Below are 24,450 nucleotides of genomic sequence, written 5' to 3'. Positions count from 1 at the left end.
TGTGTCCCGACAGGTCGATTCAAGCAGGTATCCGATGAGCACCCCGGACGTCTTTTTCCTCTCCGCCGCCCGCACGGCCATCGGCGCCTTCGGTGGCGCCTTGAAGGACGTGCCACCGACCGACCTCGGCGCTCATGCGGCGCGGGAAGCTATCGCGCGGGCCGGCATCGCAGCGGCGGATGTGGAGCAGGCGGTGGTCGGCAACGTGATCCACACCGAGCCGCGCGACATGTACATCTCGCGGGTGGTGGCCATCGAGGCGGGGGTGCCGAAGGAGGCGCCGGCCCTCACGGTGAACCGGCTGTGCGGCTCCGGCCTCCAGGCCATTGTCACCGCCGGGCAGGCGATCAAGCTCGGCGACGCCGCCATTGCCCTTGCCGGCGGCGCGGAGAGCATGAGCCGCGGCGGCTATCTGCTGCCGGCCGCCCGGTGGGGCCAGAGGATGGGCGCGGCCAGCGCCGTCGACATGATGGTGGGCGTGCTCACCGACCCGTTCGGCCACGGCCATATGGGGGTGACGGCCGAGAACGTGGCCGAGCGTTATCAGGTCTCCCGCGACGACCAGGATGCGGCCGCGGTGGAGAGCCACCGCCGCGCGGCGCGCGCCATCGCCGAAGGCTATTTCAAGGACCAGATTGCGCCGTTCGAGATCGCCTCCCGCAAGGGACCGGTGGTGTTCGATACCGACGAGCACGTGCGCCGGGATGTCTCCCCGGCAGACCTCGAAAAGCTCAGGCCGGTCTTCAGAAAGGATGGCACGGTGACAGCTGGCAATGCCTCCGGCATCAATGACGGCGCGGCAGCCGTGGTGCTCGCCAGCGAGGCGGCAGCCACGGAACGCGGTCTCAAGCCGCTGGCGCGGCTGGTCTCATGGGGGCTCGCGGGCGTCGACCCGTCGGAGATGGGCATGGGGCCCGTGCCCGCAGTGCGGACCGCCCTGCGCAAGGCGGGCCTCGCGGTGGACGACATCGACGTCATTGAGTCGAACGAGGCCTTCGCTGCCCAGGCCTGTGCGGTGAGCCGGGCGCTCGGGTTCGATCCGGCGAAGGTCAATCCCAATGGTGGAGCCATCGCCCTTGGCCATCCCGTGGGCGCGACCGGCGCCATCCTCGCGGTGAAGACCATCCACGAGCTTCATCGCACCCAGGGCCGCTACGGCCTGATCACGATGTGCATCGGCGGCGGCCAGGGCATCGCCGTGGTGCTGGAGCGGGCCTGAGCCCCGCGCTCAGGAGCACGGGGAGCCCACAGGCGCGTCACCGTCCTGCCGGCCCATAGCGGGCCGGCAGGACGCACGATGCGCCCAACATTGGACAGCGCACATGGCAAGCATCGAGGACGCCGCCCTGGAGAGCCTTTCCGAGGTGGCGCCGGATATCCTGCGCATCCGCGTGCCGCTCCCCTTTCCTCCGAGCGAAGTCAACGCCTGGCTTCTCGATGGACCGGATGGCTGGACGCTGATCGATTCCGGCGTGGACGATGCGCCGACGCGCGCGCTGTTCACGCGCGTTCTTGCCGATCCTCGGTTGCGAGGGCGGCCGATCGCACGGCTCCTCGTCACCCATTTCCACCCCGACCATGTGGGCCTTGCCGGCTGGTTGCATGCCCGCACCGGGGCGGACATCCACATGAGCCGCGTGGAATGGATGCAGGCGCGTCTGCTGCTGCGCGAGCAGCCATCCGAGGTGATCCCGCAGCTTGTCGCGCACAACCGGCTGTGCGGCGCGCCCGAGCCGTTCCTGGACCATCTCCGGCGTCGCGGCATGCTGTTTCCCAAATGGGTCGGCGACCTGCCGCGCCGCTACCTGCGGGTGGCGGCTGGGGATGAGCTGATGCTGGCCGGAAGCTCCTGGCGGGTCATGATCGGCGAGGGGCATGCCCCGGAGATGATCTGCCTTTACAGCGCCGGGCGGCGCCTGTTGATCGCGGCGGACCAGATCCTCGGGCGCATCTCGCCGCACATCGGCGCCCACCCGTCCGATCCGGCGGCCGACAACCTCGGACTGTTCCTCGCCTCGCTTGACTCCTTCGAGACGCTGCCGGAGGACACCCGCGTGCTGCCGTCCCATGGCGAGCCGTTCGCCGGCCTCAAGGCGCGGATTGCGGAGCTGAAGGCCCACCACGTGGAACGCCTGGAACGCCTGATTGATTTCTGCGCCACGCCGCGCACGGTCATGGATACATTGGATGTGCTGTTTCGTCCCCTCGCGCTGGAGCAGACCGGGTTCGGCTTGAGCGAAGCCCTCGCCCATCTCCGCCATCTGGTCGGTACCGGTGCGCTTGAACAGGCGGAGGAGGATGGCGCCTGGCACTTCGCGCGGCGGTGAGACACAGGCAGCCGCGTGGGCCTGGCCGAGGGCCGGCGAGGCCTTCTCAAGGGCCCTGGTTGGTATCCGCGCGGCGCGCCATGGTAGCAAGGACCTTGCCCGGGCCGACGCTGATGCCGTGGGCATTTTCGGACCAGATTTCGAACTCCACATAGCCTGCGTCCGCTTCCGCCCACTTGGCGACGACGCGGCCCTTGACCGTCACGCTATCGCCGACGGTGTTGAATATCCGCATGCGAAAGCAGCTCAGCCGGCGGATGACGCCGCCGAGACCGATGCGTTCGCGCACCAGACGCTCCCACATGCCCTGCAGCAGGAAGTTGTTGGCGTAGATGTCCGGCGCGCCGGACGCCTGCGCATACGCACTGTTGTGGTGGATCGCGTTGAAATCGCGGTTCGCGCCGGCGGCCATGACAAGGCGGTAGACCGTGAGCGGGAAGGCAAGCGGCCCGATTTCCTCGCCGACGGTGACATCCTCCCAGAGCGGTTCGGGCGGGCGTGTCATGATCTTGCTCCGGGGTGGGGATTGTACCGGAAGAAGCTGGATCGGACGTGGGCGACCACCTCGTTCCGCTGGTTCACGATGTCGGATGCCCAGGTGAGGAAAGCCCCGCGTCCGACCTTGGTCTCCTTGGGGACGCATCCCACGAGCCGCGCCCCGCGACGGGCCAGCGTGTCGCCGACGACGGCGGGACGCAGGAATTCCACATCATACTCTGTCGCGAAGAACCCCGTGGTCGGCGGTTCCAGGGGAGATCGAACGCCGCTGACGGCGCTGCGGTTGGGCTGCGCATTGCGTTCGGCACTGTCGAAAATCGTCTCGCCGGGCCGCCAGGCCGGGGCGAGGGAGAAGCTCTGCAGGGCTGTGCATGGCAGGACGATGTCGGCATAGCCGTATGCCCGCGCCACGTCGGTGTCATAGTGGAGCGGGCAGTCGAACTCCAGCGGCTCCAGATAGCGCCGCACGGTGCTGCGCTCGATGGGGTCCGCATCCGTGGGGGCGAGACCGGGCGCGAAGTCCTGGCCGATCGCATCGATCATGGGCTGCCAGGCCGCCATCCAGTCGGCAGGATGAGGCGCGGGATCAGTGGTCATCGGGTGTCCCTCAAACCAGCACGCCGGCCTGATGCAGCGCTGCGATGCGCGCGCCGTCGTAGCCCAGCAGGTCGGCCAGGATATGTTGTTCGTCCCGGCCGAAGGTCGGAGCGCAGGTGGCCGGGCGTCCCGGCGTCTCGGACAGGATGAAGCGCGGCCCTTCGACAACGCTCTCGCCCATGAGCGGATGGGGGAGCCGGATGAGGTGGCCGCGGGCCACAAGGTGCGGGTCGTTGACGAAATCCGCGCTGGAGGCGGCAACGTGCGCGGGGATACCTCCAGCCTGAAGCAGCGCTTCCACCGCATGGGGCGTGCGGGCGGCGGTCCAGGCGGCGACAATCGCCTCCAGGGCGTCCTCGTTCGCCTTGCGGCCGGCGAGGGTGAGGAAATGTTCGTCTGCGGCCAGCGTGTCGCCGCCGATCAGGCCAGCGAGCCGTCGCCATTCGGCGTCGTCGCGCACGGCGATGGCGACCCATGCATCCTCGCCCCCGAGGCCGGGAAAAACCCCGTGGGGCGACATATGAGGATCGCGGTTGCCGTCGGCCCCGGCAATCCGTCCGGTCGCGCCGTACTCGACGATCTGCGGGGCGAGGAACTGGATGCCCGCCTCCGCCTGCGAGACGTCGATCCAGCAGCCTTCCCCGGTGCGGTCCCGCTGGTCCAGCGCGGCCAGCAGGGCGAGGATGCTGAAGCGCGGGGCCACATAGTCCGTATAGGGCCCGTAGGGGCCGATGGGCAGCTCTCCCGGCCAGCCGAGCAGGTTCTGGAAGCCGGACATGGCGGCGCCGATGTTCCCATATCCCGCGAAAGAGCTGTAGGGACCCGACTGCCCCATCAGAGACGTGCTGAGCATGACGAGTCCGGGGCGGATCTGCGCCAGCGCTTCATAACTGAGGCCCCACCGGGCCATCTGCCCCGGCGAGAAAGATTCGATGACCACATCACACCAGGCGACAAGATCGCGGATGACCTCCTGCCCTTCGCTGGACGAGAGATCGAGCACGAGGCCGAGCTTGCCGGCGTTGCAATTCTCGAACAGCTCCGACTTCTGCGGGTCGAGGACGCCGCCGGGAAACGGTCCCATCACGCGGGCCGTCTCGACGCGCCGCGAAGACTCGACGCGCACCACGGTGGCGCCGTGATCGGCGAGCACGCGGCCGACGATGGGCCCCGCCACGACCCAGGCGAGGTCGAGCACCTTGAGGTGGCCCAATGGGCGATCTTGGAGGTGCCCCAATGGGCGATCCTGAGCTGTCATGATCAGATGACCCCTGCTGTCTCAAGGACGGCGATATCCGGCGCCGAAAGGCCGATGCGTGCGTAGACTGCGGCGTTGTCGGCGCCGGGTTCCGGCGCGGGCCGTGTGGGCGCGAAGCCGGGGCGATCCAGCGTGGCAAAGGGGCCGGGCAGGAGGTGGCGTGTCCCCGTCGCATCCTCGACAGTCCGGAAATAGGAGCGCGCCGCGAGCTGGGGGCTCTCCACGAGGTCGGCGATGGTCATGACCGGGGCGAGCAGCAGCTTCCGGCGGATAGCGTTGTCGATGAGTTCCGCCTTGGTCTTGCTGATCAGAAAATCCGCGACGAAGGAACGGGCACGCTCGACTTCGTTCTCGTCGATTTCGTCGGCTTCGATCCGGCCGGGCAGCGTAGTCCAGTCCCAGGCCGCGATGCGTTCGTCGCAGGCATTCTCTTCGCGCAGCCAGGCGAACAGATTGTTGGTGAAGCGTCCGGTGGCGGGGCCCATGGCGAGATGCAACTCGACGATTCCGTCGCGCACCTCCCATTTGGTCCGGCCGGTGCGTGCTCCGCTGCCGCTGAGGTCGAGGGGCTTTCGGCCCGAGTTCCTGACCTGCGGACGGATGGAAAAGTTGTCGTGTCCGACCGCCGCCGCCAGCACGCAGGAGAGTGTCGCCTGTGCCACGCTTTCCTGGGCCGAGACGGCCACATGCTGACCGCACCCCGTGAGCCGCCGGGCGAAAAGGGCGACCATGGCGCCGTTGGCAGCATCGCCGGCCGCATGCAGGAGGCTTTGCGGCACGCTCATTCTCAGTGGTGCCCTCTCATCCCGGCGGGCGGGCAGGAGCGGGCCGCCCGCCGCCCAGATGGTCAGGTCTGTCGCGGCATAGCCCGCCTTCGGGCCCCACGCGCCGAAGGGCGTGATGGAGACGTGGATGAGCCGGGGAAAGGCCGCGCGCAAGGTCTCGTGGTCGAGGCCGCGCCGGGCCATCGCGCCGGGTGCCGCGGACTCGATGAGGATGTCGGCGGTTTCGACGAGACGCAGGAAGAGGGCCCGCCCCTCCGGCTGGTCGATGTCGCAGGTCACGGATCGCTTGCCGGCCGTATAGGCCGAACGAACGAAGAATGCCGCCTCATCGGAACCTGAGGCCGGAGGTTCCACCTGGATGACCTCGGCACCAAGCTGAGCAAGCATGTGCCCGGCCAGCAGTGCTCCATGCTCCGTAAGATCGAGCACGCGGTAGGGGGACAGGAAGCCACGATTGGTCAATTGGGGTTCGCCTCCCGCGAGCGGTTCATCCCGTGGTTTTATTTCGAAGCGTCTCGGCCCTTTCGTGGCCGTTGGCTGTGCGACCTGTATGGGACATGCGCCGGTGCACGATTGGGAGGATCGCGAAACAAGGTCGCGTGCTCAAATACGATTGTGCGGCATACTCATTCGAAAGGCGTATCAATCGCCGCCAAGGGAGCCGCGCCATGAAGCTCGACCTGCGTCTGACGCTTTATTTCGCCATCGTTGCGGAGGAAGGGTCGTTCACCCGGGCAGCCGAGCGCCTGCGCATCGCGCAGCCCTGGCTTTCGACCCAGATCCGCAAGCTTGAGGAGCAACTCGGGTTCGCCTTGTTCGAGCGCACCACCCGGCGGGTCGACTTGACGGAAGAAGGGCGTATCTTTCTCCAGTGCGCGCGCACGCTCGCCCAATCGGCGGCCGCGGCGGAAGAGGTTGTCAGCCAGCTGCGCCGCCGCTCGTCGGCCCGCCTGCGCATCGGTGCACCGCCCTATAGCTCGAATATCAGGGCGCGTTATGACCTTCTGCGATCGTTTGCCCAGCAAAGGCCGGGCGTCGGTATCGAGCTGGAAGTCGGCTACAGCCCGGTACTGTTCGAACGGTTGCGGGCAGGCGAACTCGATCTGGCTTTCCTCACCGGACCGGCGGTGGAGGACATCGAGGAGATCACGCTTTGCGACATGGGTGTCGAGCTGCTGTTCCGCGCCGACGATCCCTTGGCCGCCTATGCTGATGCTGTGCCGGCGGAGGCGCTCGCTGGGCGGCGCGTCGCCGTCTACACCCGGGCGCTGCACCCCTGGCAATTTGATATTCTCTACGCTCCCCTGCAGAAGGTAGGGGCGCGGCTTGTCGAAGTGTTCGACGTGGATGCCAATCTTATCCTGCAGGACCAGAACCGATCGTCCCTCGTGATGGCGCATTTCCGCTTCACGTTGGCGGCATATCATCCGCCTGGCGTGGCGGCTCGCCCTCTTCGTTGCTCTCCGATCGTGCCGTTCAAGCTTGTCCGCAGGAAGGATAGGCGTTTTCCCGCCTCAGACAGCCTTTGGCAACTTGCCTTTGGCGTGGAGCGCATGCATGCCGATCCCGTGCCCGCAGTGGCAGGCGACGGCTGGGCGCAAATCCAATCTTCGCGTTGAACGCAGCCGCTGCCGGCTGACCGGGCGCTGTCGACCGCGATTGTGAGCGCGCGCCGCGCCTGTCGCACCAACGGAAAATCGAATGTCGTAGCGCGTCCGGGATACGGCATTGAGACGATTTTTAGATGAATAGGCCCCAAATCCGTATTGGAGCGCGCGCGATCATTTCACGATCCTGCACCCAACGCGGCACGCGATGTGCAGAGACAGCCGAGCCCGGAGGTCGCGGCCAAATCCGTGTCGCACGAAGATTTCAACGGTTTTGCGGGGACGATAGTGACCTTCCGGGGTTCGGCTTTCTGCCGCCCTAAGCGCTTGTACAAGGGCGTGTGCTGGCGAAGCGCGAGATCCATCGCGGCAAGAATTATGAAAATAAAACCGAAATAACGTCAAAAATGGGAGGGATATTCAGTGAAGTTAAGACTAAAGAAGATTGTGTCGGAATTTGCGTTGCGCAAGGGCGCGCTTGCCCTGAGCGCCGTCCTTGGGCTGCCATTGTGCGGATCGGCGCTAGCGCAGCCGCAGAACCAACCCATCCGACTGCTCGTCATGAATGACCAGACGTCGGAAACCTCTCAGGCCGCGGGACTGGGCAGTTTTATCGCTGCGAAGCTGGCGGTCGAGGATTTCGGCGGCACGGTGGCCGACATGCCCGTCGTGGTGACCTCGCTCGATCACCAAAACAAGGTTGATATTGCTGCTGCGGCGGCGCGAAAGGGCTTCGAGGTCGGAGAGATCGATGCGATCTTCGATATTGCCCATTCGGCGGCATCTCTCGCCATTCAGGATATTGCTCGGGCAAAGCAGAAAATCGTCGTTCATGTCGGATCGGCGGTATCCGACCTTTACGGCAAGGACTGCTCGCCGACCGGCGCGCAATGGCTGTTCGACAGCTATTCCCTGGGGCAAGGCCTGACCAAGGCCGTCTTCGCGGAGGGCGGCACAAGCTGGTTTTTTCTGACTGCCGACTATGCCTTTGGAAAGGCGATGCAGGTCGAGGCGGAGCGAACGTTGCGGCAGTTGAACGGAAGGACGCTCGGGGCGGTCCGCTTTCCTCTGCTGAATCATGACTTTTCATCTTTCCTGCTTCAGGCTCAGGCGGCAAGCCCCAAGGTGCTCGGGCTGGCAGCCGGAGGCGCCGATGCCATGAACGCGATCAAACAGGCGCGTGAGTTCGGCATGGAAGGAAGCGTACGATATGCTGTATTCGTCATGTTCCTGAACAATGTGAAGGCGCTCGGCCCGGAAAATGCCAAGGGACTTCAGTATCTTTCGGGCTTCTATTGGGATCGCGATGAGGGTAGCCGCGCATTTGCGAAGCGCTTCGCCGCGCAAAGCAACGGCAATATGCCGACGGAAATCCACGCCGGCGTGTACAGCGCTGTTCGCCACTATCTGCGCGCGGTCTCCGAGACCAGGAGTCATGACGGACTGACAAACATGCGCCAGATGAAGGCCATGCCCCTGAACGACTTCTATGCACCTGGCGCAACAATACGGTCCGACGGACGGCTGATGAACGACCAGTATCTACTCGAGGCGAAAGGTCCGGGTGAGGTAAAAGCTCCTTGGGATATCCTTAAGGTGCGCCGCACAGTGAAGGCGGCAGACATTGTTCGTCCCATCGATGAGGGCGGCTGCATGCAGCTCGACGGGCCGCCACGATAATCGCAACTCCAAACCTCTAGTACTACTTTGGCGGAATCAAATTGGCGGTCTCCAGATGGCGCTTCGGCAGTGGGCATGTGCGGTTCGCGATACGCGCCAGCCGATGATGTGACGGGAGTAGGCGTCGATGACGAAGGCAACGTAGACGAAGCCCGACCAGGTGCTGACATAGGTAAAATCCGAGAGCCAAAGCCTGTTCGGCGCCGGCGCATGGAAGACCCGGTTCACATGATCGAGTGGGCACGGAGCCCCCTTGTCGGCCACCGTGGTGCGCATGGGCTTGCGGCGGATCACACCGTGTAGACCCGCGCTTCGCATCAGGCGCGCCACGGTGCAGCGAGCGAGTTGACGTCCTTCCACCTTCTCAGGACCTGGAGCCTCCGGCAAACCGGGGGCCGTTCACACTCTCACCCCATCAATATGCCTAAGTCGTTCTAAGACAAAAACGCACCTGATGACTTAAGCGGGAGCAGTTTGAACCGCCGTTGCGCGCTACTGCGCCGAGATGCTGCGCATTGGCGAGGACGGTTCCAGCGGAATATCAATGGCCACCGTCTCAGCGATCATCTGAGCAGTCGCAGCTGACAGGGTCCAGCCGAGATGCCCATGGCCCGTGTTGTAGAACACGCCAAGCCGCTTGCCGGGTCCGACGCGAGGCATCATGTCCGGCATCATTGGACGCAGACCGGCCCAAGGCACCACCCGCGCCGTGGACGCCCCCGGAAACAGCTTCCGTGTCCACTCCACTAGAGGATGAATGCGATCCGCACGAATGTCGCGGTTCTCACCGTTAAACTCAGCTGTCCCAGCAACGCGAAAGCGATCTTTCCCTAGGCGGCTTGTAACAATCTTGGCCTGGTCGTCGAGCAGGCTCACCCAGGGCGCCCCATTCTGGCTGGCCTCATCATCAAGCATCACGGTGATGGAATAGCCCTTCACCGGATAGACGTTCACACGATCACCCAACTGAACACCAATTGCCCGTGAGCCTACGCCTGCACACACCACGACAGCATCGAAGCTATGGCTCTCGTAGATAGCGCGCCCAACTTCATCCGCTGGGGCAATCGTGAGCGAAATGTCGATACGAGGTCGGGCGCCCTGAAAAGAATGCCTGACTGAGTCTACAGCCGCGTCATGGATGAAACGGACGTTACGGCGCCGGCAAGCTTTTGCGAGGCCGCGTGTGAATAGATGAATATCTCCAGTTGAGTCTGATTCCGTGAAGAATCCGCCGTAATATTTTCCATGGAGGGTTGGCTCGATCTCATGGATCTCGGCGGGACCTAGCGCTCGCCGCGACAGCCCACCTTGCGTATAGAGCGCACCGGCACGGGAAGCCGCATCGAAGCCGGATTTGTCTCGATAGATATGCAGAATGCCGCGCTTTTCGAGATTGAAATCTATGCCCTCACGCTTCGCCATGTAGAACATGTAGTCGCGGGCCAGGATGGCGAGGCGAGTGGTCTCGATGGTGTTCGCTCTATAATTTGGGATATTGGCCAGAAACTCAGCCATCCAGGAATACTTGTGCCAGGAAGGCGTGGGGTTCATCAGCAGCGGCGCATCCTGCCTGAACATCCACTTGATGCCTTTAAGCACAGTTGCCCAGGAATTCCAGACTTCAGAATTGGAGGCTGAAAGCTGCCCTCCGTTAGCGAAGGATGTTTCCATCGCCGCGTAGCGCTGACGATCTATGACGGTGACGTCGTACCCACGCTCACTCAGGGCATAAGCGGTGGTAATACCGGTTATACCAGCTCCAATGACGGCAATATTGCGCATGGGGCTCTCCCGCGCTTGAGGACTACATGACATGGATGCCTCTGGCATCCAGCCGACCGTCCCCAATCTGTCTCGGTACCTGAGAGCTCGCCCCGAGTTGGACGGCGCACTAAGGCCGTCATTCGGGCTTCCCCTTCGGTGGGCGCTCGCCGACCGGGCGGCGCCTCTCTCCAGATCGTCCTGATTATGCGGTCCTTTATGCCTGAGAGTTTCCTTGGGGGGTTGCTCCGTCGGCGCCGACATGTGCCCAGGAGGACTGTCGATCTCTCCCGCATAATCATTATCAGACGCATGACCAATTGCACACAATCACGACATGCTCAAGAGCTCGCGTGAGGCGGAAAGACATTTATCAAAGATGCTGGTCATCCCGGCACCGGCCCATTCCACTTGACCTGAGCCCCTGACCCCGGAATTTTCCAGCTCCGGATAGCCTAGAAATGGGGGGCGCTTCAAATCAACCCTCGGACTTTCTTCTAACCGGAGGAGAAGACGGTCTCAGGTCACACTCGTCACCTTAGCGGCCGAAGTCAGGCTGCTTCACACCGCTGCAGGGGGGCGACTTTCATGAAGGTGGAGCAGGTGTTCGGGGCTGCCAGCGCCGAACACCAACGACTTGCGAGACCACGCGCCTCAAGCATCGCGATCCGATGCTTGAGGCAAATCGCTTTCTGTGAAAGTGATCGAGGTAAGTCCGATGCTCAGGTTCATTCAACCTAAGCAGAAAGGACTCTACCCAACGCACCACACGCGATGGAGACTATCAGCGAAGATGCAAGCGGCAACCGCCCGGAGAAGCGCCTTTCCCCGCACGCCTGATTGACCTGGGATAGCTTTTCTCCGCACCGTCCGGAAACCCGAACGGTGCGGAGAAATTTCTGCTCACGCGAGGGCATCGGCGATCGCCTTTCCGCAGCTGAGCGTGTTGGCGGTTCCGCCGATGTCGGCCGTGCGCCCCGCAGGATCGGCCAGCACCTGCTCGATGGCCCGCTCGATGGCCGCGGCGGCGTCCATTTCCCCGAGATGCTCGAGCATCATGGCCGCCGACCAGATCTGGCCCACCGGATTGGCGATGCCCTTTCCGGCGATATCCGGGGCGGACCCGTGGACCGGCTCGAACAGCGAGGGGAAGGTGCGGTCTGGATTGATGTTGCCGGAGGGCGCGATGCCGATGGTGCCGGTGCAGGCGGGGCCGAGATCGGAGAGGATGTCGCCGAACAGGTTGGAAGCGACCACCACGTCGAACCGGTCCGGATGCAGCACGAACTGCGCGGTGAGGATGTCGATGTGGTACTTGTCGGTGCGCACCTCCGGATAGGTCGCCGCCATCGCTTCCACCCGCTCGTCCCAATAGGGCATGGTGATTGCGATGCCGTTGGACTTGGTGGCCGAGGTCAGGTGCCTGTTGGGCCGCCGCATGGCCAGCTCGAACGCGAATTTCAGCACCCGGTCCACGCCGTGGCGCGACATGACGGTTTCCTGAATCACCAGCTCGCGGGGCGTGCCGGGATACATGCGCCCACCGATGGAGGTGTATTCGCCCTCCGTGTTCTCGCGCACCACCCAGAAGTCGATGTCGCCCGGCTTGCGCCCGACGAGGGGACAGGGCACGCCCGGCATCAGCCGCACCGGGCGGAGGTTCACATACTGGTCGAACTCGCGCCGGAACTGGAGCAGCGAGCCCCAGAGCGAGACATGGTCCGGCACCGTGTCCGGCCAGCCCACCGCGCCGAACAGGATGGCGTCGGATGTGCCGACCCGATCCTTCCAATCCGCCGGCATCATCTCGCCGTGGCGGGCGTAGTAGTCGCAGCAGGCGAAGTCGTGCCAGGCGAGATCGAGGCTGAAGCCATAGAGCGCCGCCGCCTTCTCCAGCACGCGCACGCCCTCGGGCATCACTTCCTTGCCGATGCCGTCTCCGGGGATGACGGCGATGCGATAGTGTCTTGCGGCCATGGTCACGTTTCCTGCGATATGTGGGAGATTGGGGTCAGACGGCGGCCGTGAGGCGCAGCCCGCCCATGTGGAAGGCCTTGGGCTCCAGATATTCGGCGATGCCGAGGTAGCCGCCCTCCCGGCCAAGCCCGGACTGCTTCACGCCGCCGAAGGGCGCGACCTCCATGGAGATGGCGCCGGTGTTGAGCCCGACCATGCCGAATTCCAGCGCCTCGCCGACCCGCCAGGCGCGGTGCATGTCCTCGGTGAAGAAATAGGCGGCGAGGCCGTAGGGCGTGCCGTTGGCGATGGCGATTGCCTCCGCCTCGGTCTCGAACCGGAACACCGGGGCGACGGGGCCGAAGGTCTCCTCGTTGGCGAGGCGCATGTCGGTGGTGGCACCGGTGAGGAGGAGGGGCGCGACGAAGTTTCCGTCCGCACAGGACGTGTCGGCCTGCTGCGCCACGCGCGCACCCTTGGCCAGCGCATCGGCGACGTGCGCATGCACCTTTTCGGCGGCGGCGCGGTTGATGAGCGGACCGATGGCGACGCCGGGCGCCGTGCCGGGGCCGACCTTCTGTGCCGCGATCCGCGCGCCGAGACGGGCGACGAAGGCATCATGGATGCCGGCCTGCACCAGGATGCGGTTGGCGCACACGCAGGTCTGTCCGGCATTGCGGAATTTGGAGGCCATGGCCCCCTCCACCGCGAGGTCGAGGTCTGCATCGTCGAAGACGATGAAGGGCGCATTGCCGCCGAGTTCGAGGCTCAGCTTCTTCAGCGTCCCCGCCGAGGCGCGCATGAGATGGGCGCCGACTCGGGTTGAGCCGGTGAAGGAGATCTTGCGCATCGCGGGGTTCGAGGTGAGTTCATCGCCGATGGCGGCCGGCAGGCCCGTCACCACGGAGATGACTCCGGCGGGAATGCCGGCCCGCTCGGCGAGCTTCACCACAGCCAGGGCGGAGAATGGGGTCAGCTCCGACGGCTTGATGACCATGGTGCAGCCGGCGGCGAGGGCCGGCGCGCATTTGCGGGTGATCATCGCGATGGGGAAATTCCACGGCGTGATGGCGGCGGTGACGCCGATGGGCTCTTCCAGCATCAGGATGCGCCGGTCGGCCCCGGGCGCGGGGATGGTGCGGCCGTAGATGCGCCGCGCTTCCTCCGCGAACCACTTCACGAAGGAGGCGCCGTAGCGCACTTCCCCTTCCGCCTCGGCGAGGGGCTTGCCCTGCTCGGCCGTCATGATCCGTGCGAGGTCGGCGGTGTTGGCGAGGATCAGGTCGTTCCAGCGCTCCAGAAGGCGCGCGCGCTCCGCCGCCGGCACCGCGCGCCAGGAACGGAATGCGGTCTCAGCCGCCTCGATGGCACGCCGCGTCTCGGCCGCGCCGCAGGCCGGAACGGTGCCCACGGTCCGGCCGGTGGCGGGATCCTCCACGGCGAGCGTCGCGCCGTCATCGGCGGCGCACCACTGCCCGCCGATGAACGCCGCTTGGACGAGGAGGCTCGGGTCGGCGAGGTTGAGGACGTGTTCAGCGGCGAGAGACATGGGCGAGACTTTCAATAGCCGCGGCTGCGTTCGACGAGGCCGACCATCGGCTCGCCTGCGGCGTGGCGGCGGAGATTTTCGAGCAGGCTGACCACGGCGGTCTCAGGCCGGGTGAGGCTCGCGACGTGGGGCGTCAGCAGGATGCGGGGATGGCTCCAGAACGGATGCTCCGGCGGCAGCGGCTCCGGCTCCGTCACATCGAGCACCGCGCCCGAGAGGGTGCCGGCATCGAGGGCGGCGACCAGATCCTCGGCCACCAGATGGCCACCGCGGCCCGCATTGACGATCCGGGCGCCCACCGGCAGCCGCGCGAACAGCCGCGCATCGAGAATGCCCCGCGTCTCGGCGGTGAGCGGCAGAAGGCAGACGAGGATGTCGGTGCGTGCGAGGAACGGGGAGAGCCCGGCCTCGCCCGCGAAGGTCTCCACCTTCGGGATATCCCGGGGCGAGCGGCTCCAGCCCGCCAGCGGAAAGCCGAAGGCCGCGAGCGGGCCGAGCGCCGCCTGTCCCAGCGAGCCGAGCCCCATGATCCCGACGCGCCGTTGCGCTGCCGGCGTTTCATAATGCTGCGCCCAGAGGTGCCGCTTCTGCTGGTCGATATAGGTCGGCAGGTCGCGGTGAAGCGCCAGGACGGCCATGGTCACGTACTCGACCATGCCCTCCACGATGCCGGGCTCCACCATGCGCACCACGGGAATGCGGGGCGGGATGCGGGTGAGGTCGAGGTGGTCCACGCCGGCCCCGGTGGAGAAGATCACTTCGAGGTTCGGAAACGTTGCGGCGAGATCCACCCGCACGTCCCAGACGGCGACCCAGCGGATGTCGGCCGGGTCTCCCATGTCGGGCCAGATGCGCACGTCGATATCCGGTGCCATTTCGCCGATCAGCCGGCGCCAGATCTCGCCCCGGGCGGGATCGGCCATGTAGAGGAGTGCCATGGGTGAAGCCTGATGTACTTGAGTGGGTTCAGGAAACGGCGACCCACAGCTTGCGTACGGTCTCCAGCGTTTCCCAGGTTCCGACGAAGCCCGGCCGCAGCACGAAGGTGTCGCCGGCGCAGAAGCGGCGTGGGGCGCCGCCATCCTCCGTCAACACGACCACGCCGGAGAGGATCGTGCAATATTCCCAGGTCTCGCCCTTGATGGAGCGCGTGACGCCGGGCGTCGCCTCCCAGATGCCGGTGCGGATGTCCCTGTGGCCGGCTGCCGCGATTTCCCAGGTCTTGTAGCTCGGGTCGCCGGCGATCAGCCGGTCCGGTGCCGGCTTGCTTTCGCGCGGCGTTCCGGGCGCGGCGAGGTCGAAGGCGATGAGGTTGCTCATGGTCGTGGTTCCGGGCAGCAGGATGGGACGCCGGCGGGGGCCGGTCGTCCTGCGGCCAATAGGGGAGGTCAGGCGTCGGCGTTCTTGCGCGGCGCCGTGCGGGCGCTCAGGGCGACGAGGATCACCATCAGGAAGGACACCGCCGTCAACAGCGTGCTGATGGACGCAATCGTCGGGTCGATCTCGTCGCGCAGCGCCGTGAACATGCGCTTGGTCAGCGTCTGATTCTCGCCGCCCGAGACGAAGATGGCGACCACTGTCTCGTCCAGCGCCGAGATGAAGGCGAACAGCAGGCCGGAGATGACGCTCGGGCGGATCTGCGGCAGCGTTACGATGAAGAAGGTGCGCAGCCGGTTCATGCCGAGGCTGCGGGAGACCATCTCCTGCGCCGGATCGAACTTCCTCAAGCCTGTCAGCACCGAGATGATGACGAACGGCAGGCCGAGCATGACGTTGGCGAGGATGAGCCCGCTCATGGTCGCGAGCAGTCCGACGTTGGCATAGACGAGGAAGACGCCGACGGCGGTGATGACGATGGGCACGACGAGCGGCAGGAGCAGCACCACCTGCAGGCTGCGCACGAGGCGCGACGTGGAGAGGTTTAGCGCATAGGCCGCCGCCGTTCCCAGCACGGTCGCGATGATCGCGCTCGACACGGCGAGGATCAGGCTCACGCGGGTCGCCTGCATCCACGCGGCGCTTTCCAGATAGGCCTCGTACCACCTGAGCGACCATGAGGGCGGCGGGAAGGCGAGGAAGCGGGCGCCGGAGAAGGACATCGGAATGATGATGAGGACGGGGATCATCAGCCAGACGAGGATGAGGCCCACGGCCACGTACAGGACGATGCGGGAGAGGGACATGATCAGCGCGCCCCCATGATGCGTTCAAACGGGATGATGAGGCTCGCCAGCCGGAAGATGAGGAAGACGCAGGCGAGCAGCACGATGCTGATGGAGGAGGCGGCGCCCCACTCGTTGTAGACCTCGATGTTCCGCGAAACGAGCATGGAGACCATGTAGGTGCGCCCGCCGCCCAGGAGTTCCGGCGTGATGTAGAAGCCCAGCGTCAGCACGAAGACGAGGACCATGCCGGCGACGACGCCGGGCAGCGACAAAGGCAGGAACACCCGCGTGAAGACGTAGAAGGGCGAGCCCCCGAGGCTCGCGCCCGCCATGGTGAGTTCTGCCGGGATCTTCTGCATGGTGGCGTAGAGCGGCAGCACCATGAAGGGCAGAAGAATGTGGACGGTCGCGATCACGGTGCCCAGCTCGTTGTTGACCAGCGCCAGCGGGTCCTGGATCAGCCCGAGATCGGTCAGCAACGAATTCACGAGGCCGCGCCGCTGCAGCAGGATGAGCCAGGCGTAGGCCCGCACGAGCACGCTGGTCCAGAAGGGCAGGATCACCATCGCGAGGATGACGATGCTCCAGCGCCGCGATGCGCCGGCCGCCACATAGGCGATGGGATAGCCGAGCAGAACGGTCGCCGCGGTGACGATGAAGGCGATGCGGAAAGTCTGCAGGAAGGTCGTCCAGTAGACGGGATCGCTGAAGAACCGCGCATAGTGGGCCAGCGTGAAGGCGCCATCCTGGCGCACCGACTGCCACACCAGCCAGCACAGCGGCACGATCAGCAGGCAGCCGACCACGGCAAGCGAGGGCGCGAGCAGCAGCAGGACGAGACGCTGCTCCCCCCTCTTGTGGGCAAGCGACGGATCGGTTGACAAGGCCGACATGGCGGGCTCCTGGAGGATCTTTGGGAGCAGTGGTGCGGGGCGGGCGCCGGCCCGCCCCGAAAGAGGCATTGCCGCGGGGCCTTACTTCTGGACGAAGCCCGCCCAGCGCTTGATGGCGTCTTCACCGGCGGGCGAGGCCCACCAGGCCTGCGACACCAGCGCCTGCTTGGACGCATTCTCCGGAGCGCTCGGCATCTGGGCCGTGCGCTCGGGCGAGATCTTGCCGGTGGCGTAGGCGGCCGGGTTGCCCGGGCCGTAGTCGATATAGGCGGGGAAGTTCGCCTGGATGTCCGGCGTCATGGCGGCATTCACGAACTTGTAGGCGGTCTCGAGATTCGGCGCGCCCTTCACGATGCACAGGGAGGTTTCCTGCAGCAGGCCCTGGTTGAAGGTGAAGCTCACCGGAGCCCCTTCCTTCATCACCGCGGCGACGCGGCCGTTCCAGGCCATCTCCATGTCGATCTCGCCATCGGCCAGGAGCTGCGCCGACTGGGCGCCGGAGGTCCACCACACCGTGATGTGCGGCTTGATCTGCTCCAGCTTCTTGAACGCCCGGTCCACGTCGAGCGGATAGAGCTTGTCGGCCGGCACACCATCGGCGAGCAGGGCGGCTTCCATGGTGGCCTGCGGATGGTTGCGCAGGGCGCGGGTGCCGGGGAAGGCCTTCACGTCCCAGAAGTCCGCCCAGGTCTGCGGCGCCTTGCTGGCGAACTTCTTCTTGTTGTAGGCGAGCACCGACGAATAGAACTCGTAGGCCACCGAATAGGGGGTCTTGTACTGCGCGGGCATGGACGCTGCATTGGGGATCTTCGAGAAGTCCAGCTTCTCCACCATGCCCTGGTCGCCGCCGCGGACGCAGATGGTGGTCGGCGCGTCGATGACATCCCAGATGGGCTTGCCGGTGGCGGCCTGGGTCTTCAGGACCGGCCAGGCATCGGGCGCGCTGTCCTGGTTGATGGTGATGCTGAGCAGCTTGGCCGCGGGATTCAGGATGGCCTTGGTCTGGGCCTCCTGATACGCGCCGCCCTGCGAGACGAAGGTGATCTGCTCTGCAGAGGCGGTGGCCACCGACAGGGCTAGCGCCGCGGTCATCACCGGGATCGAGACTGAAAAGCGCATGCCTTTTCTCCTCTTGGCCGCTTCGGGCCCTTGCCGTCTGGAAGCTTTTTGCTCGTTCGCCGTCATCGTCCGATGGCGTCGAGGAATTGATAGGCGCCCGCGACCAGCCGTACCGCCGGCTCGCGCAGGGCATAGAAGGGAATGGGGTGGAGCGGCTGCCGGGTGATGAGCCCGAGGTCGGGCCGGCGCCCCGTCACCAGATCCGCGACATGCCGTCCGATGCCGGAGGCCAGCGCGACGCCGGTGCCGTTGTAGCCCACGCTGTAGACGATCCGGTCATCGAGCCGCCCGAGATGGGGGAGGCTGTCCATGGTCATGGCGACGAGGCCGGACCAGCGGTGGGTCACCTTCACCTGCGCGAGTTCCGGAAACTGCCGCACCATCGCCTTTTCGAGCGCGGCGTAGGCGCTCTGCCGATCGGTCTTTCCGAAGGCGCCGCGGCCGCCATAGAGCAGCCGGTCGCCGGCCTTGCGGAACCATCGCATCATGCGCCGCGTCTCGGTGTAGCTCCGCCCGGTGCTGAGCAGATGTGCACCGGGCGTGCCGGCCAGCGGCTCGGTCGCGATCATGGCGGAACGGAACGGAATGATGGAGGTACGCACCGCCGCGGTGGCGGGGGTGATGTCGGAATAGGAATTGGTGGCGATCACCACCTGCCGGGCGGTGATACGCGCATCAGGCGTCTCGATCACCACGCCCGCGCCCTCGCGGCGCAGGCTCAGGACCGGCGAGCGCTCATGGATGGCGATGCCCGCCGCCTTGAGCCCGGCGGCGAGGCCGAGGACAAAGTTCAGCGGATGGATGATGCCGCCATGGGTGTTCAGCATGCCGCCGGTGAAGCCGTCCGAGCCCGTCTCCGCCGCGACCTCTTCTTTGGTCAGGATGGAGATCGCGGTGTCGCCGAGCGCCCCGCGCAGCCACTCGGCCTCGGTCTTCAGTTGCTCCAGCGTATGCGCGTTGTGGGCACAGCGGAGCGAGCCGGTGGGGCGGTAGTCCGCCCCCGCGATGCCCAGCTCCGTGATCAGCTCGCCCACATGCGCGATGGCCTCGATGCCGAGATCGTGCATCGCGCGGGCGGTGTCGATGCCGTGCCGGGTGGCGATGTCCCGGAAGCCCAGCCGGAACTTGCCGGAGACCACACCGCCATTGCGCCCGCTGGCGCCCCAGCCGATGCCGTTGGCTTCCAGCACCACCGGCGCAAGCCCGGCCTTGGCCAGATAGTGAGCGGTGGTGAGGCCGGTATAGCCGCCACCGATCACCGCCACGTCGAAACTCTGGTCACCGCTCGCGCTCGTGAACTCAGGTCGAGCGACCGACGTCGCTTGCCATAGCGAAGGAATGTCGGTCGGGAGCGCGGGGGTGACCATGGTGTCGTGCTTTCTTTCGCTCAGGCTGCCGCGCGGGAGGTGTCGAGTTCCGCGTCCACGGCATCCGCAAGCTGCTTCAGCGTGGAGAAGTGGAAGTCGGGCTTGGTCAGCACCTTCGGGTCGGGCGTGCCGCCGAAGCCCTTGAGGCCCTGGCGCCGCTCGATCCAGCAGGTGGTGTAGCCCTCGGCCTTGGCGACGCCGATGTCGTGATACTGGCTCTGCGCCACATGCAGGATCTCCGACTGGCGGAACCCGTGGGCGGACTGGCGCCCCTTGTTGAAGGCGAAGAAGCGCGGATCCGGCTTGGCGCAGCCCGTCTCGTCGCAGGTCACGCTGTCGTGGAAGGGGTTTTCGAGTGTCGCCGAATAGGCCGAGAAGGCGGTGCGGTCGGCATTGGTCATGGCGACGAGGCGGAAATTCTTGCGCAGCCGCCGCAGGGCGTCCACCGAATCCGCGAACGCCGGCCAGCGCAGCACGGCGAGCTGGAAGGCCTCGGCGGTGGCCTCATCGTCGTTGAAGCCGCGTTCCGCCGCGAGGGACAGATAAACGTCCTTCATGGCGAAGGAAGACCGGCCATAGAACTTGTCGCGACCGCGCTTGTAGGGCTCGAAGATGTCGTCGTCGCTGGCGGCCACGGCCTTCGGGCCGCCCAGCGCGCGCACGGCGTTCAGGACACCCGTCTCGAAGTCGATGAGCGTGCCGACCACGTCGAACGTCAGGACCTTGAACTGAGAGAGCTTCATCTTACGCTTTCCTTGTGAATCTCGCATTCGGGGGCGGGGAAGTCAGGGCGCCTGAGGCACCACGATGGTGTCGTCGGGATGCAGGCGGACGGCGATGCGTTCGCCCGGCGCCTTCATCCGGGAGCGGTTTTCGTGATTGCTGGGCACCCTCAGGCTCAGCCGCGCGCCGTGGTCCAGATCCACGAACATGCGCACGCTCTCGCCCTGATAGAGCGCTTCCGAAACGGTGCCGGTGAGGATGTTCGCGGAGGTGTCCGCGCCGTCCTGCACCACCGTGAGCTTCTCGGAGTGGATGGCGAGGAAGAGTTTGAGATTGTGCGGGATCGGCCGCCCCGAGACGATCCGCGTGCCACCCAGATCGACGCTGTTGTCGTCGATGCGCGACACCGGCAGGAGCGTCGCCTCGCCGATGAATCCGGCCACGAAGGAATTCACCGGATGATCGTGCAGCCGCTCCGGCGCATCGACCTGGACGATACGTCCCTTGTTCATGATGGCGATACGGTCGCTCATGGTCAGCGCTTCGCGCTGGTCATGCGTCACGTAGATGATGGTGGCGGCCAGCTTGCGATGCAGATGCTTGAGTTCGATCTGCATCGTCTCGCGCAATTGCTTGTCGAGGGCCGAAAGCGGCTCGTCCATCAGGATGAGCCGCGGCTCGAAGATCATCGCCCGGGCGAGCGCGACGCGCTGGCGCTGGCCGCCGGACAATTCGTGGATCTTGCGGTCGCCGTAGCCACCAAGCTCCGTCATCTCCAGCGCCGCCTTCAGTTTGGCAGGCCACTCGGACTTCGGCATGCGGCGGGCGCGCAGCGGAAAGGTCACGTTCTCGGCGACGCTCATGTGCGGAAAGAGCGCGTAGTTCTGGAACACGATTCCGATGTCGCGCTTGTGCGGCGGGGCGAACGTGATGTCCCGTTCGCCCAGGAAGACCGACCCGGAGGAGGGCTGGACGAAGCCGCCGAGGATGCCCAGCAGCGTCGTCTTGCCCGACCCGGAGGGCCCGAGCACGGAAACGAACTCGCCGGGCGCCACCTCCAGGCTGACGTCGTTGAGGGCGCAAAAGCCGGCGTAGTGTTTGGTGGCGTTCCGGATCGATACGCCGACGGTTCCGGAAGATGCTGGCCTGGTCATCTTGCCCCGCTCTGAAAAGCAACGCGGCAACGTTACATCGCATGTGCGGCCAGACGAAAAGGCCCGTGCGCGTGCGCACGTCCGCTCGCCGTCGCGATGCCGTTCCCCTGTGTCTCTGGCTTTATGGCTCTTCGCGAGCCTTCGTTGGGCCTTAGAAGACCAACGTTGCGCTGCCGGTTCAATTGAAAAAAAATCCCGGCTAAGTTACATCATGTAAATGCGCAAAATCCGGCTTGCCCTGCCGTCCATGAACGGCTTCTTCACGTTCGAGGCCGCGGCGCGCTGCGGGAGTTTCGCCCGCGCGGCCGGCGAGCTGAATGTCACGCCGGCCGCGGTCAGCCGCATGATCGGCCGCCTCGAGGACCACATCGGAACCGTGCTGTTCAACCGCCTGCCCGGGGGCGTGACGCTCACCGAGGCCGGGCTCATTCTGTACGAGGCCATCTCGCGGGGATTTTCCGGCATCGAGCATGCGCTGCGGGAAATCGAGGATCGCAATGCGGGGGTGGAGACCGTGACCCTTTCGGTCTCGACGGGGTTCACCACCCATTGGATCATGCCGCACATGGCGGAACTGAAGCGCACCTTCCCGACCGTGGAGCTTCGGTTCGAGCTCATCATGTCCGCCTTGACCGGGCCGGTCACCGACGTCGATCTCGGCATGCGTTTCGTCAACGGGCCGGACGAGCGGCACGAGGCGGCCTACATCATGCCCGAGACGCTGCTGCCCATCTGCAGCCCCGGCTACAGCGAAGCGCACCGCGGTCCGCTGAAGGCGACCGAGGAGACGCTCATCTTCCTCAGCGAGGCGCAGCCCGACTGGTCGCATCTGTTCTTTCCCGAAGACCCAAATTCGGCCGTCAATTCGATGATCTTCTCGGACTACGCCATCGTCGTGCAGGCGGCGCTGCTGGGGCAGGGCGTGGCGTTGGGCTGGCTGAATGTGATCTGCCACTGGCTGCGCAACAAGATGCTCATTCCCGCGAGCCCACGGCTGATGACGACCGGGCGGCACTGCCAGTTCGTGCGCTCGCGCGACAAGGCCGCGCGGGCGATCGTAACCGAGGTGCGGGACTGGATCATCGCCCGCATCCAGGAAGACATCGCCGTCGTCGCCGAACTCCATCCCCAGCTTGGCCTCGACGAGGTGCTGGAGCAGGGGGCGCGTCTGGTGCCGTGATCCGGGCCGGGTTCGTGCGGAAGAGCCGTGTCCTCAGATGCGCGGCGTCGGCAGGTCAAGTTCCTGCGTGATCCAGGTGGCGAACATGCGCACAGCCCGCCGCGCTTTCGCGGCACGCGGGAAGACCAGATAGTGCCCCACATAGGTGACGTCGTTGGCCTTGCCGGCCAGCGGCGCCACCAATTGGCCGCGGGCGATCTCGCGCTCGGCGAGGCGGGTGGATTCGAGCGCGATGCCGAGCCCGTCCACCGCTGCCGCGATGGCCATGAAGGAGCGGTCGAAGCGTGACCCGCGCGGGCCGGGCGGGGCGACGCCGTTGGATTCGAACCAGTGGTTCCAGCGCACGCGCTTGTTGTCGCTCTCGATCAGGTCGTGTTCGAGCAGGTCCAGCGGTCCTGATATCCGCGCGGCCATTTCCGGCGCGCACAAGGGCGTCACCGTCTCCTCGCCGAGGGGCACGACGATCAGCCCCTCCTGCCGAGGCGGGCCATAGCAGATGTCGGCGTCGAACTCGTCATGCTCGAAGCGGGGATAGTCCACCCCCGCCGCGAGTCGCACCTCCAGCCCCGGCTGCTTGGCGAGCAGCGTGCGCAACCGGGGGAGCAGCCATTGTGCCGCCAGCGAGGGCGCGCAATGCAGCCGCAGTAGGTTCACCGACCGGGCGCCGACCATCTCGATGCCCTGCCGCATCTCGTCGAAGCCGGCCGCCACATGGCGCATCAGCGCCTCTCCCGCCGGATTGAGCCGCACCGCTCGACCTTCACGCTCGAACAGGGCCGCGCCCATCAGATCCTCCAGCTTGCGCACCGCGTGGCTGATCGCGCTTGGCGATATGCCCAGCTCCTCGCCGGCAACGCGGAAGGAGCCGCGTCGCGCGGCGGATTCGAAGGCCTGGAGGGCGGAGAGGGGAAGGCGCTTCATGCCGATCACTCATGAAGGAAGCCGCTGGGGAAGGGCGGGTGGTTGGAGGCGTTAGATGAGCATGGTTCATCCATTCGCGCAATTTTTGCGTTTTTCAGCCGGGAAAAGGCGAGCCAGTATCACCCTTACAAAAAGAGGCCCCTCGTGGAGGAAACCATGTTGCTTCAGAACAAGACCGCCGCCATTTCGGGGGCGGCCAGCGCCCGCGGCATTGGTCTTGCCACGGCGAAGCTGTTCGCCGCCCATGGCGCGCGCATCGCCATTCTCGACATCGACGAGGCCGCCGCCAAGGCCGCTGCCGCCGAGCTCGGCCCGCAGCATATCGGCGTCGGCTGCGACGTCGCCAACAAGGCGTCCTGCCAGGCGGCCGCCGATGCGGTAATTGCCGCGTTCGGCCATGTGGACATCCTCGTCAACAATGCCGGCGTGACCCAGCCGGTGAAGACCCTCGACATCGACGAGGCGAGCTGGGACCGCATCCAGGACATCAACTGCAAGGGCGTCCTGTTCCTCAGCCAGGTGTTCATCCCGCACATGCAGGCGCGTAAGTCCGGCTCCATCGCCTGCATGTCGTCGGTGTCCGCGCAGCGTGGCGGCGGCATCTTCGGCGGCCCGCACTATTCCTCCGCGAAAGCCGGCGTGCTCGGCCTTGCCAAGGCGATGGCCCGTGAGTTCGGCGTTGACGGCATCCGCGTGAATTGCGTCACCCCCGGGCTGATCCAGACCGACATCACCGGCGGCAAGCTGACCGACGAGATGCGCAAGGACATCCTGAAGGGCATCCCGCTCAATCGCCTCGGCGACGCGAGCGACGTGGCCGGCATCTATCTGTTCCTCGCCAGCGACCTGTCTGCGTACGTCACCGGCGCGGTGATCGACGTCAACGGCGGCATGCTGATCCACTAAT

General features: G+C 65.7%; 22 protein-coding genes, 1 pseudogene and 2 riboswitches. Of the genes and pseudogenes, 6 read left to right on the top strand and 17 right to left on the bottom strand.

The window, feature by feature from the left end; all coding sequences use genetic code 11:
* Positions 1–34: 34 nt before the first annotated feature.
* Both ACT535_RS06855 and ACT535_RS06850 read left to right on the top strand, forming a co-directional pair.
* A complete protein-coding gene (locus ACT535_RS06855) occupies positions 35–1,219 on the top strand; it encodes an acetyl-CoA C-acyltransferase family protein (protein ID WP_168459700.1) in 1,185 nt (394 codons plus the stop codon).
* Positions 1,220–1,322: 103 nt separating this feature from the next.
* On the top strand, positions 1,323–2,327 hold the full coding sequence (locus ACT535_RS06850) for an MBL fold metallo-hydrolase (protein WP_476363792.1): 1,005 nt from the start codon (positions 1,323–1,325) through the stop codon (positions 2,325–2,327).
* Positions 2,328–2,373: 46 nt separating this feature from the next.
* Here the strand turns inward: ACT535_RS06850 and ACT535_RS06845 are convergent, their stop codons facing one another.
* The 4 genes from ACT535_RS06845 to ACT535_RS06830 are packed head-to-tail and all read right to left on the bottom strand — an operon-like array spanning position 2,374 to position 5,927.
* On the bottom strand, positions 2,374–2,832 hold the full coding sequence (locus tag ACT535_RS06845; protein ID WP_476363791.1) for a hotdog family protein: 459 nt from the start codon (positions 2,830–2,832) through the stop codon (positions 2,374–2,376).
* Positions 2,829–3,422 carry an FAS1-like dehydratase domain-containing protein gene (locus ACT535_RS06840; RefSeq protein ID WP_476363790.1) on the bottom strand — a complete coding sequence of 198 codons (594 nt, stop codon included), beginning with the start codon at positions 3,420–3,422 and terminating at the stop codon, positions 2,829–2,831. The genes ACT535_RS06845 and ACT535_RS06840 overlap by 4 nt, the downstream gene beginning before the upstream one ends.
* Before the next feature lie 10 nt (positions 3,423–3,432).
* The gene (locus ACT535_RS06835) at positions 3,433–4,635 is read right to left on the bottom strand and encodes a CaiB/BaiF CoA transferase family protein (protein WP_476363789.1); all 1,203 of its coding nucleotides are present in this window, start codon (positions 4,633–4,635) and stop codon (positions 3,433–3,435) included.
* A 47-nt stretch (positions 4,636–4,682) separates the two neighbouring features.
* Positions 4,683–5,927, bottom strand: a complete 1,245-nt coding sequence (locus tag ACT535_RS06830; protein WP_476363788.1) for a CaiB/BaiF CoA transferase family protein — start codon at positions 5,925–5,927, stop codon at positions 4,683–4,685.
* Positions 5,928–6,133: 206 nt separating this feature from the next.
* On the opposite strand from ACT535_RS06830, the gene ACT535_RS06825 reads away from it, so the two are divergent.
* Positions 6,134–7,084 carry a LysR family transcriptional regulator gene (locus ACT535_RS06825; protein ID WP_476363787.1) on the top strand — a complete coding sequence of 317 codons (951 nt, stop codon included), beginning with the start codon at positions 6,134–6,136 and terminating at the stop codon, positions 7,082–7,084.
* Between the two features lie 411 nt (positions 7,085–7,495).
* Positions 7,496–8,752 carry an ABC transporter substrate-binding protein gene (locus ACT535_RS06820; RefSeq protein WP_476363786.1) on the top strand — a complete coding sequence of 419 codons (1,257 nt, stop codon included), beginning with the start codon at positions 7,496–7,498 and terminating at the stop codon, positions 8,750–8,752.
* Between the two features lie 72 nt (positions 8,753–8,824).
* On the opposite strand, the pseudogene ACT535_RS06815 reads toward ACT535_RS06820, so the two are convergent.
* From ACT535_RS06815 to ACT535_RS06760, 12 genes and pseudogenes are all read right to left on the bottom strand, one after another.
* Positions 8,825–9,109 (bottom strand): annotated as a pseudogene (locus ACT535_RS06815) (DDE-type integrase/transposase/recombinase); the annotation flags it as partial.
* Positions 9,110–9,244: 135 nt separating this feature from the next.
* A complete protein-coding gene (locus tag ACT535_RS06810) occupies positions 9,245–10,537 on the bottom strand; it encodes a D-amino acid dehydrogenase (protein WP_476363785.1) in 1,293 nt (430 codons plus the stop codon).
* Between the two features lie 63 nt (positions 10,538–10,600).
* Positions 10,601–10,715: riboswitch (glycine riboswitch) on the bottom strand.
* Position 10,716: 1 nt separating this feature from the next.
* A riboswitch (glycine riboswitch) is annotated at positions 10,717–10,819 on the bottom strand.
* A 600-nt stretch (positions 10,820–11,419) separates the two neighbouring features.
* Complete coding sequence (locus tag ACT535_RS06805; protein ID WP_476363784.1) at positions 11,420–12,493, bottom strand: tartrate dehydrogenase; 1,074 nt, start codon at positions 12,491–12,493, stop codon at positions 11,420–11,422.
* Between the two features lie 34 nt (positions 12,494–12,527).
* Positions 12,528–14,021, bottom strand: coding sequence for an NAD-dependent succinate-semialdehyde dehydrogenase (locus ACT535_RS06800; RefSeq protein WP_476363783.1), 1,494 nt, complete (start codon positions 14,019–14,021; stop codon positions 12,528–12,530).
* 11 nt (positions 14,022–14,032) lie between these two features.
* Entirely contained in the window at positions 14,033–14,959 is a 927-nt protein-coding gene (locus ACT535_RS06795; protein WP_476363782.1) for a 2-hydroxyacid dehydrogenase, read from the bottom strand.
* 28 nt (positions 14,960–14,987) lie between these two features.
* Positions 14,988–15,341, bottom strand: coding sequence for a cupin domain-containing protein (locus ACT535_RS06790; RefSeq protein WP_476323652.1), 354 nt, complete (start codon positions 15,339–15,341; stop codon positions 14,988–14,990).
* Between the two features lie 68 nt (positions 15,342–15,409).
* A complete protein-coding gene (locus ACT535_RS06785) occupies positions 15,410–16,204 on the bottom strand; it encodes an ABC transporter permease (RefSeq protein ID WP_476363781.1) in 795 nt (264 codons plus the stop codon).
* 2 nt (positions 16,205–16,206) lie between these two features.
* Positions 16,207–17,079 (bottom strand): ABC transporter permease, encoded by an 873-nt coding sequence (locus ACT535_RS06780; protein ID WP_476363780.1) that lies wholly within the window; start codon positions 17,077–17,079, stop codon positions 16,207–16,209.
* 81 nt (positions 17,080–17,160) lie between these two features.
* Positions 17,161–18,198: an ABC transporter substrate-binding protein gene (locus tag ACT535_RS06775; protein WP_476363779.1), complete on the bottom strand. Its 1,038-nt coding sequence runs from the start codon at positions 18,196–18,198 to the stop codon at positions 17,161–17,163.
* 62 nt (positions 18,199–18,260) lie between these two features.
* Positions 18,261–19,565, bottom strand: a complete 1,305-nt coding sequence (locus ACT535_RS06770; RefSeq protein ID WP_476363778.1) for an NAD(P)/FAD-dependent oxidoreductase — start codon at positions 19,563–19,565, stop codon at positions 18,261–18,263.
* A 20-nt stretch (positions 19,566–19,585) separates the two neighbouring features.
* Positions 19,586–20,308: an HAD-IA family hydrolase gene (locus ACT535_RS06765; protein WP_168461160.1), complete on the bottom strand. Its 723-nt coding sequence runs from the start codon at positions 20,306–20,308 to the stop codon at positions 19,586–19,588.
* Between the two features lie 42 nt (positions 20,309–20,350).
* Positions 20,351–21,442: an ABC transporter ATP-binding protein gene (locus tag ACT535_RS06760; RefSeq protein WP_168461158.1), complete on the bottom strand. Its 1,092-nt coding sequence runs from the start codon at positions 21,440–21,442 to the stop codon at positions 20,351–20,353.
* Positions 21,443–21,659: 217 nt separating this feature from the next.
* Here ACT535_RS06760 and ACT535_RS06755 point away from each other — a divergent pair, with 217 nt between their 5' ends.
* Positions 21,660–22,622, top strand: coding sequence for a LysR family transcriptional regulator (locus ACT535_RS06755; RefSeq protein WP_168461156.1), 963 nt, complete (start codon positions 21,660–21,662; stop codon positions 22,620–22,622).
* Between the two features lie 33 nt (positions 22,623–22,655).
* Here ACT535_RS06755 and ACT535_RS06750 read toward each other — a convergent pair whose 3' ends face one another.
* A complete protein-coding gene (locus ACT535_RS06750; protein WP_168461154.1) occupies positions 22,656–23,543 on the bottom strand; it encodes a LysR substrate-binding domain-containing protein in 888 nt (295 codons plus the stop codon).
* A 156-nt stretch (positions 23,544–23,699) separates the two neighbouring features.
* Here ACT535_RS06750 and ACT535_RS06745 point away from each other — a divergent pair, with 156 nt between their 5' ends.
* Positions 23,700–24,449 (top strand): SDR family oxidoreductase, encoded by a 750-nt coding sequence (locus ACT535_RS06745; RefSeq protein ID WP_168461152.1) that lies wholly within the window; start codon positions 23,700–23,702, stop codon positions 24,447–24,449.
* The last annotated feature ends 1 nt before the right edge of the window (position 24,450 follow it).

The organism is Xanthobacter sp. DMC12 (assembly GCF_056314105.1).
This window is presented reverse-complemented; position numbering and strand designations above follow the sequence as displayed.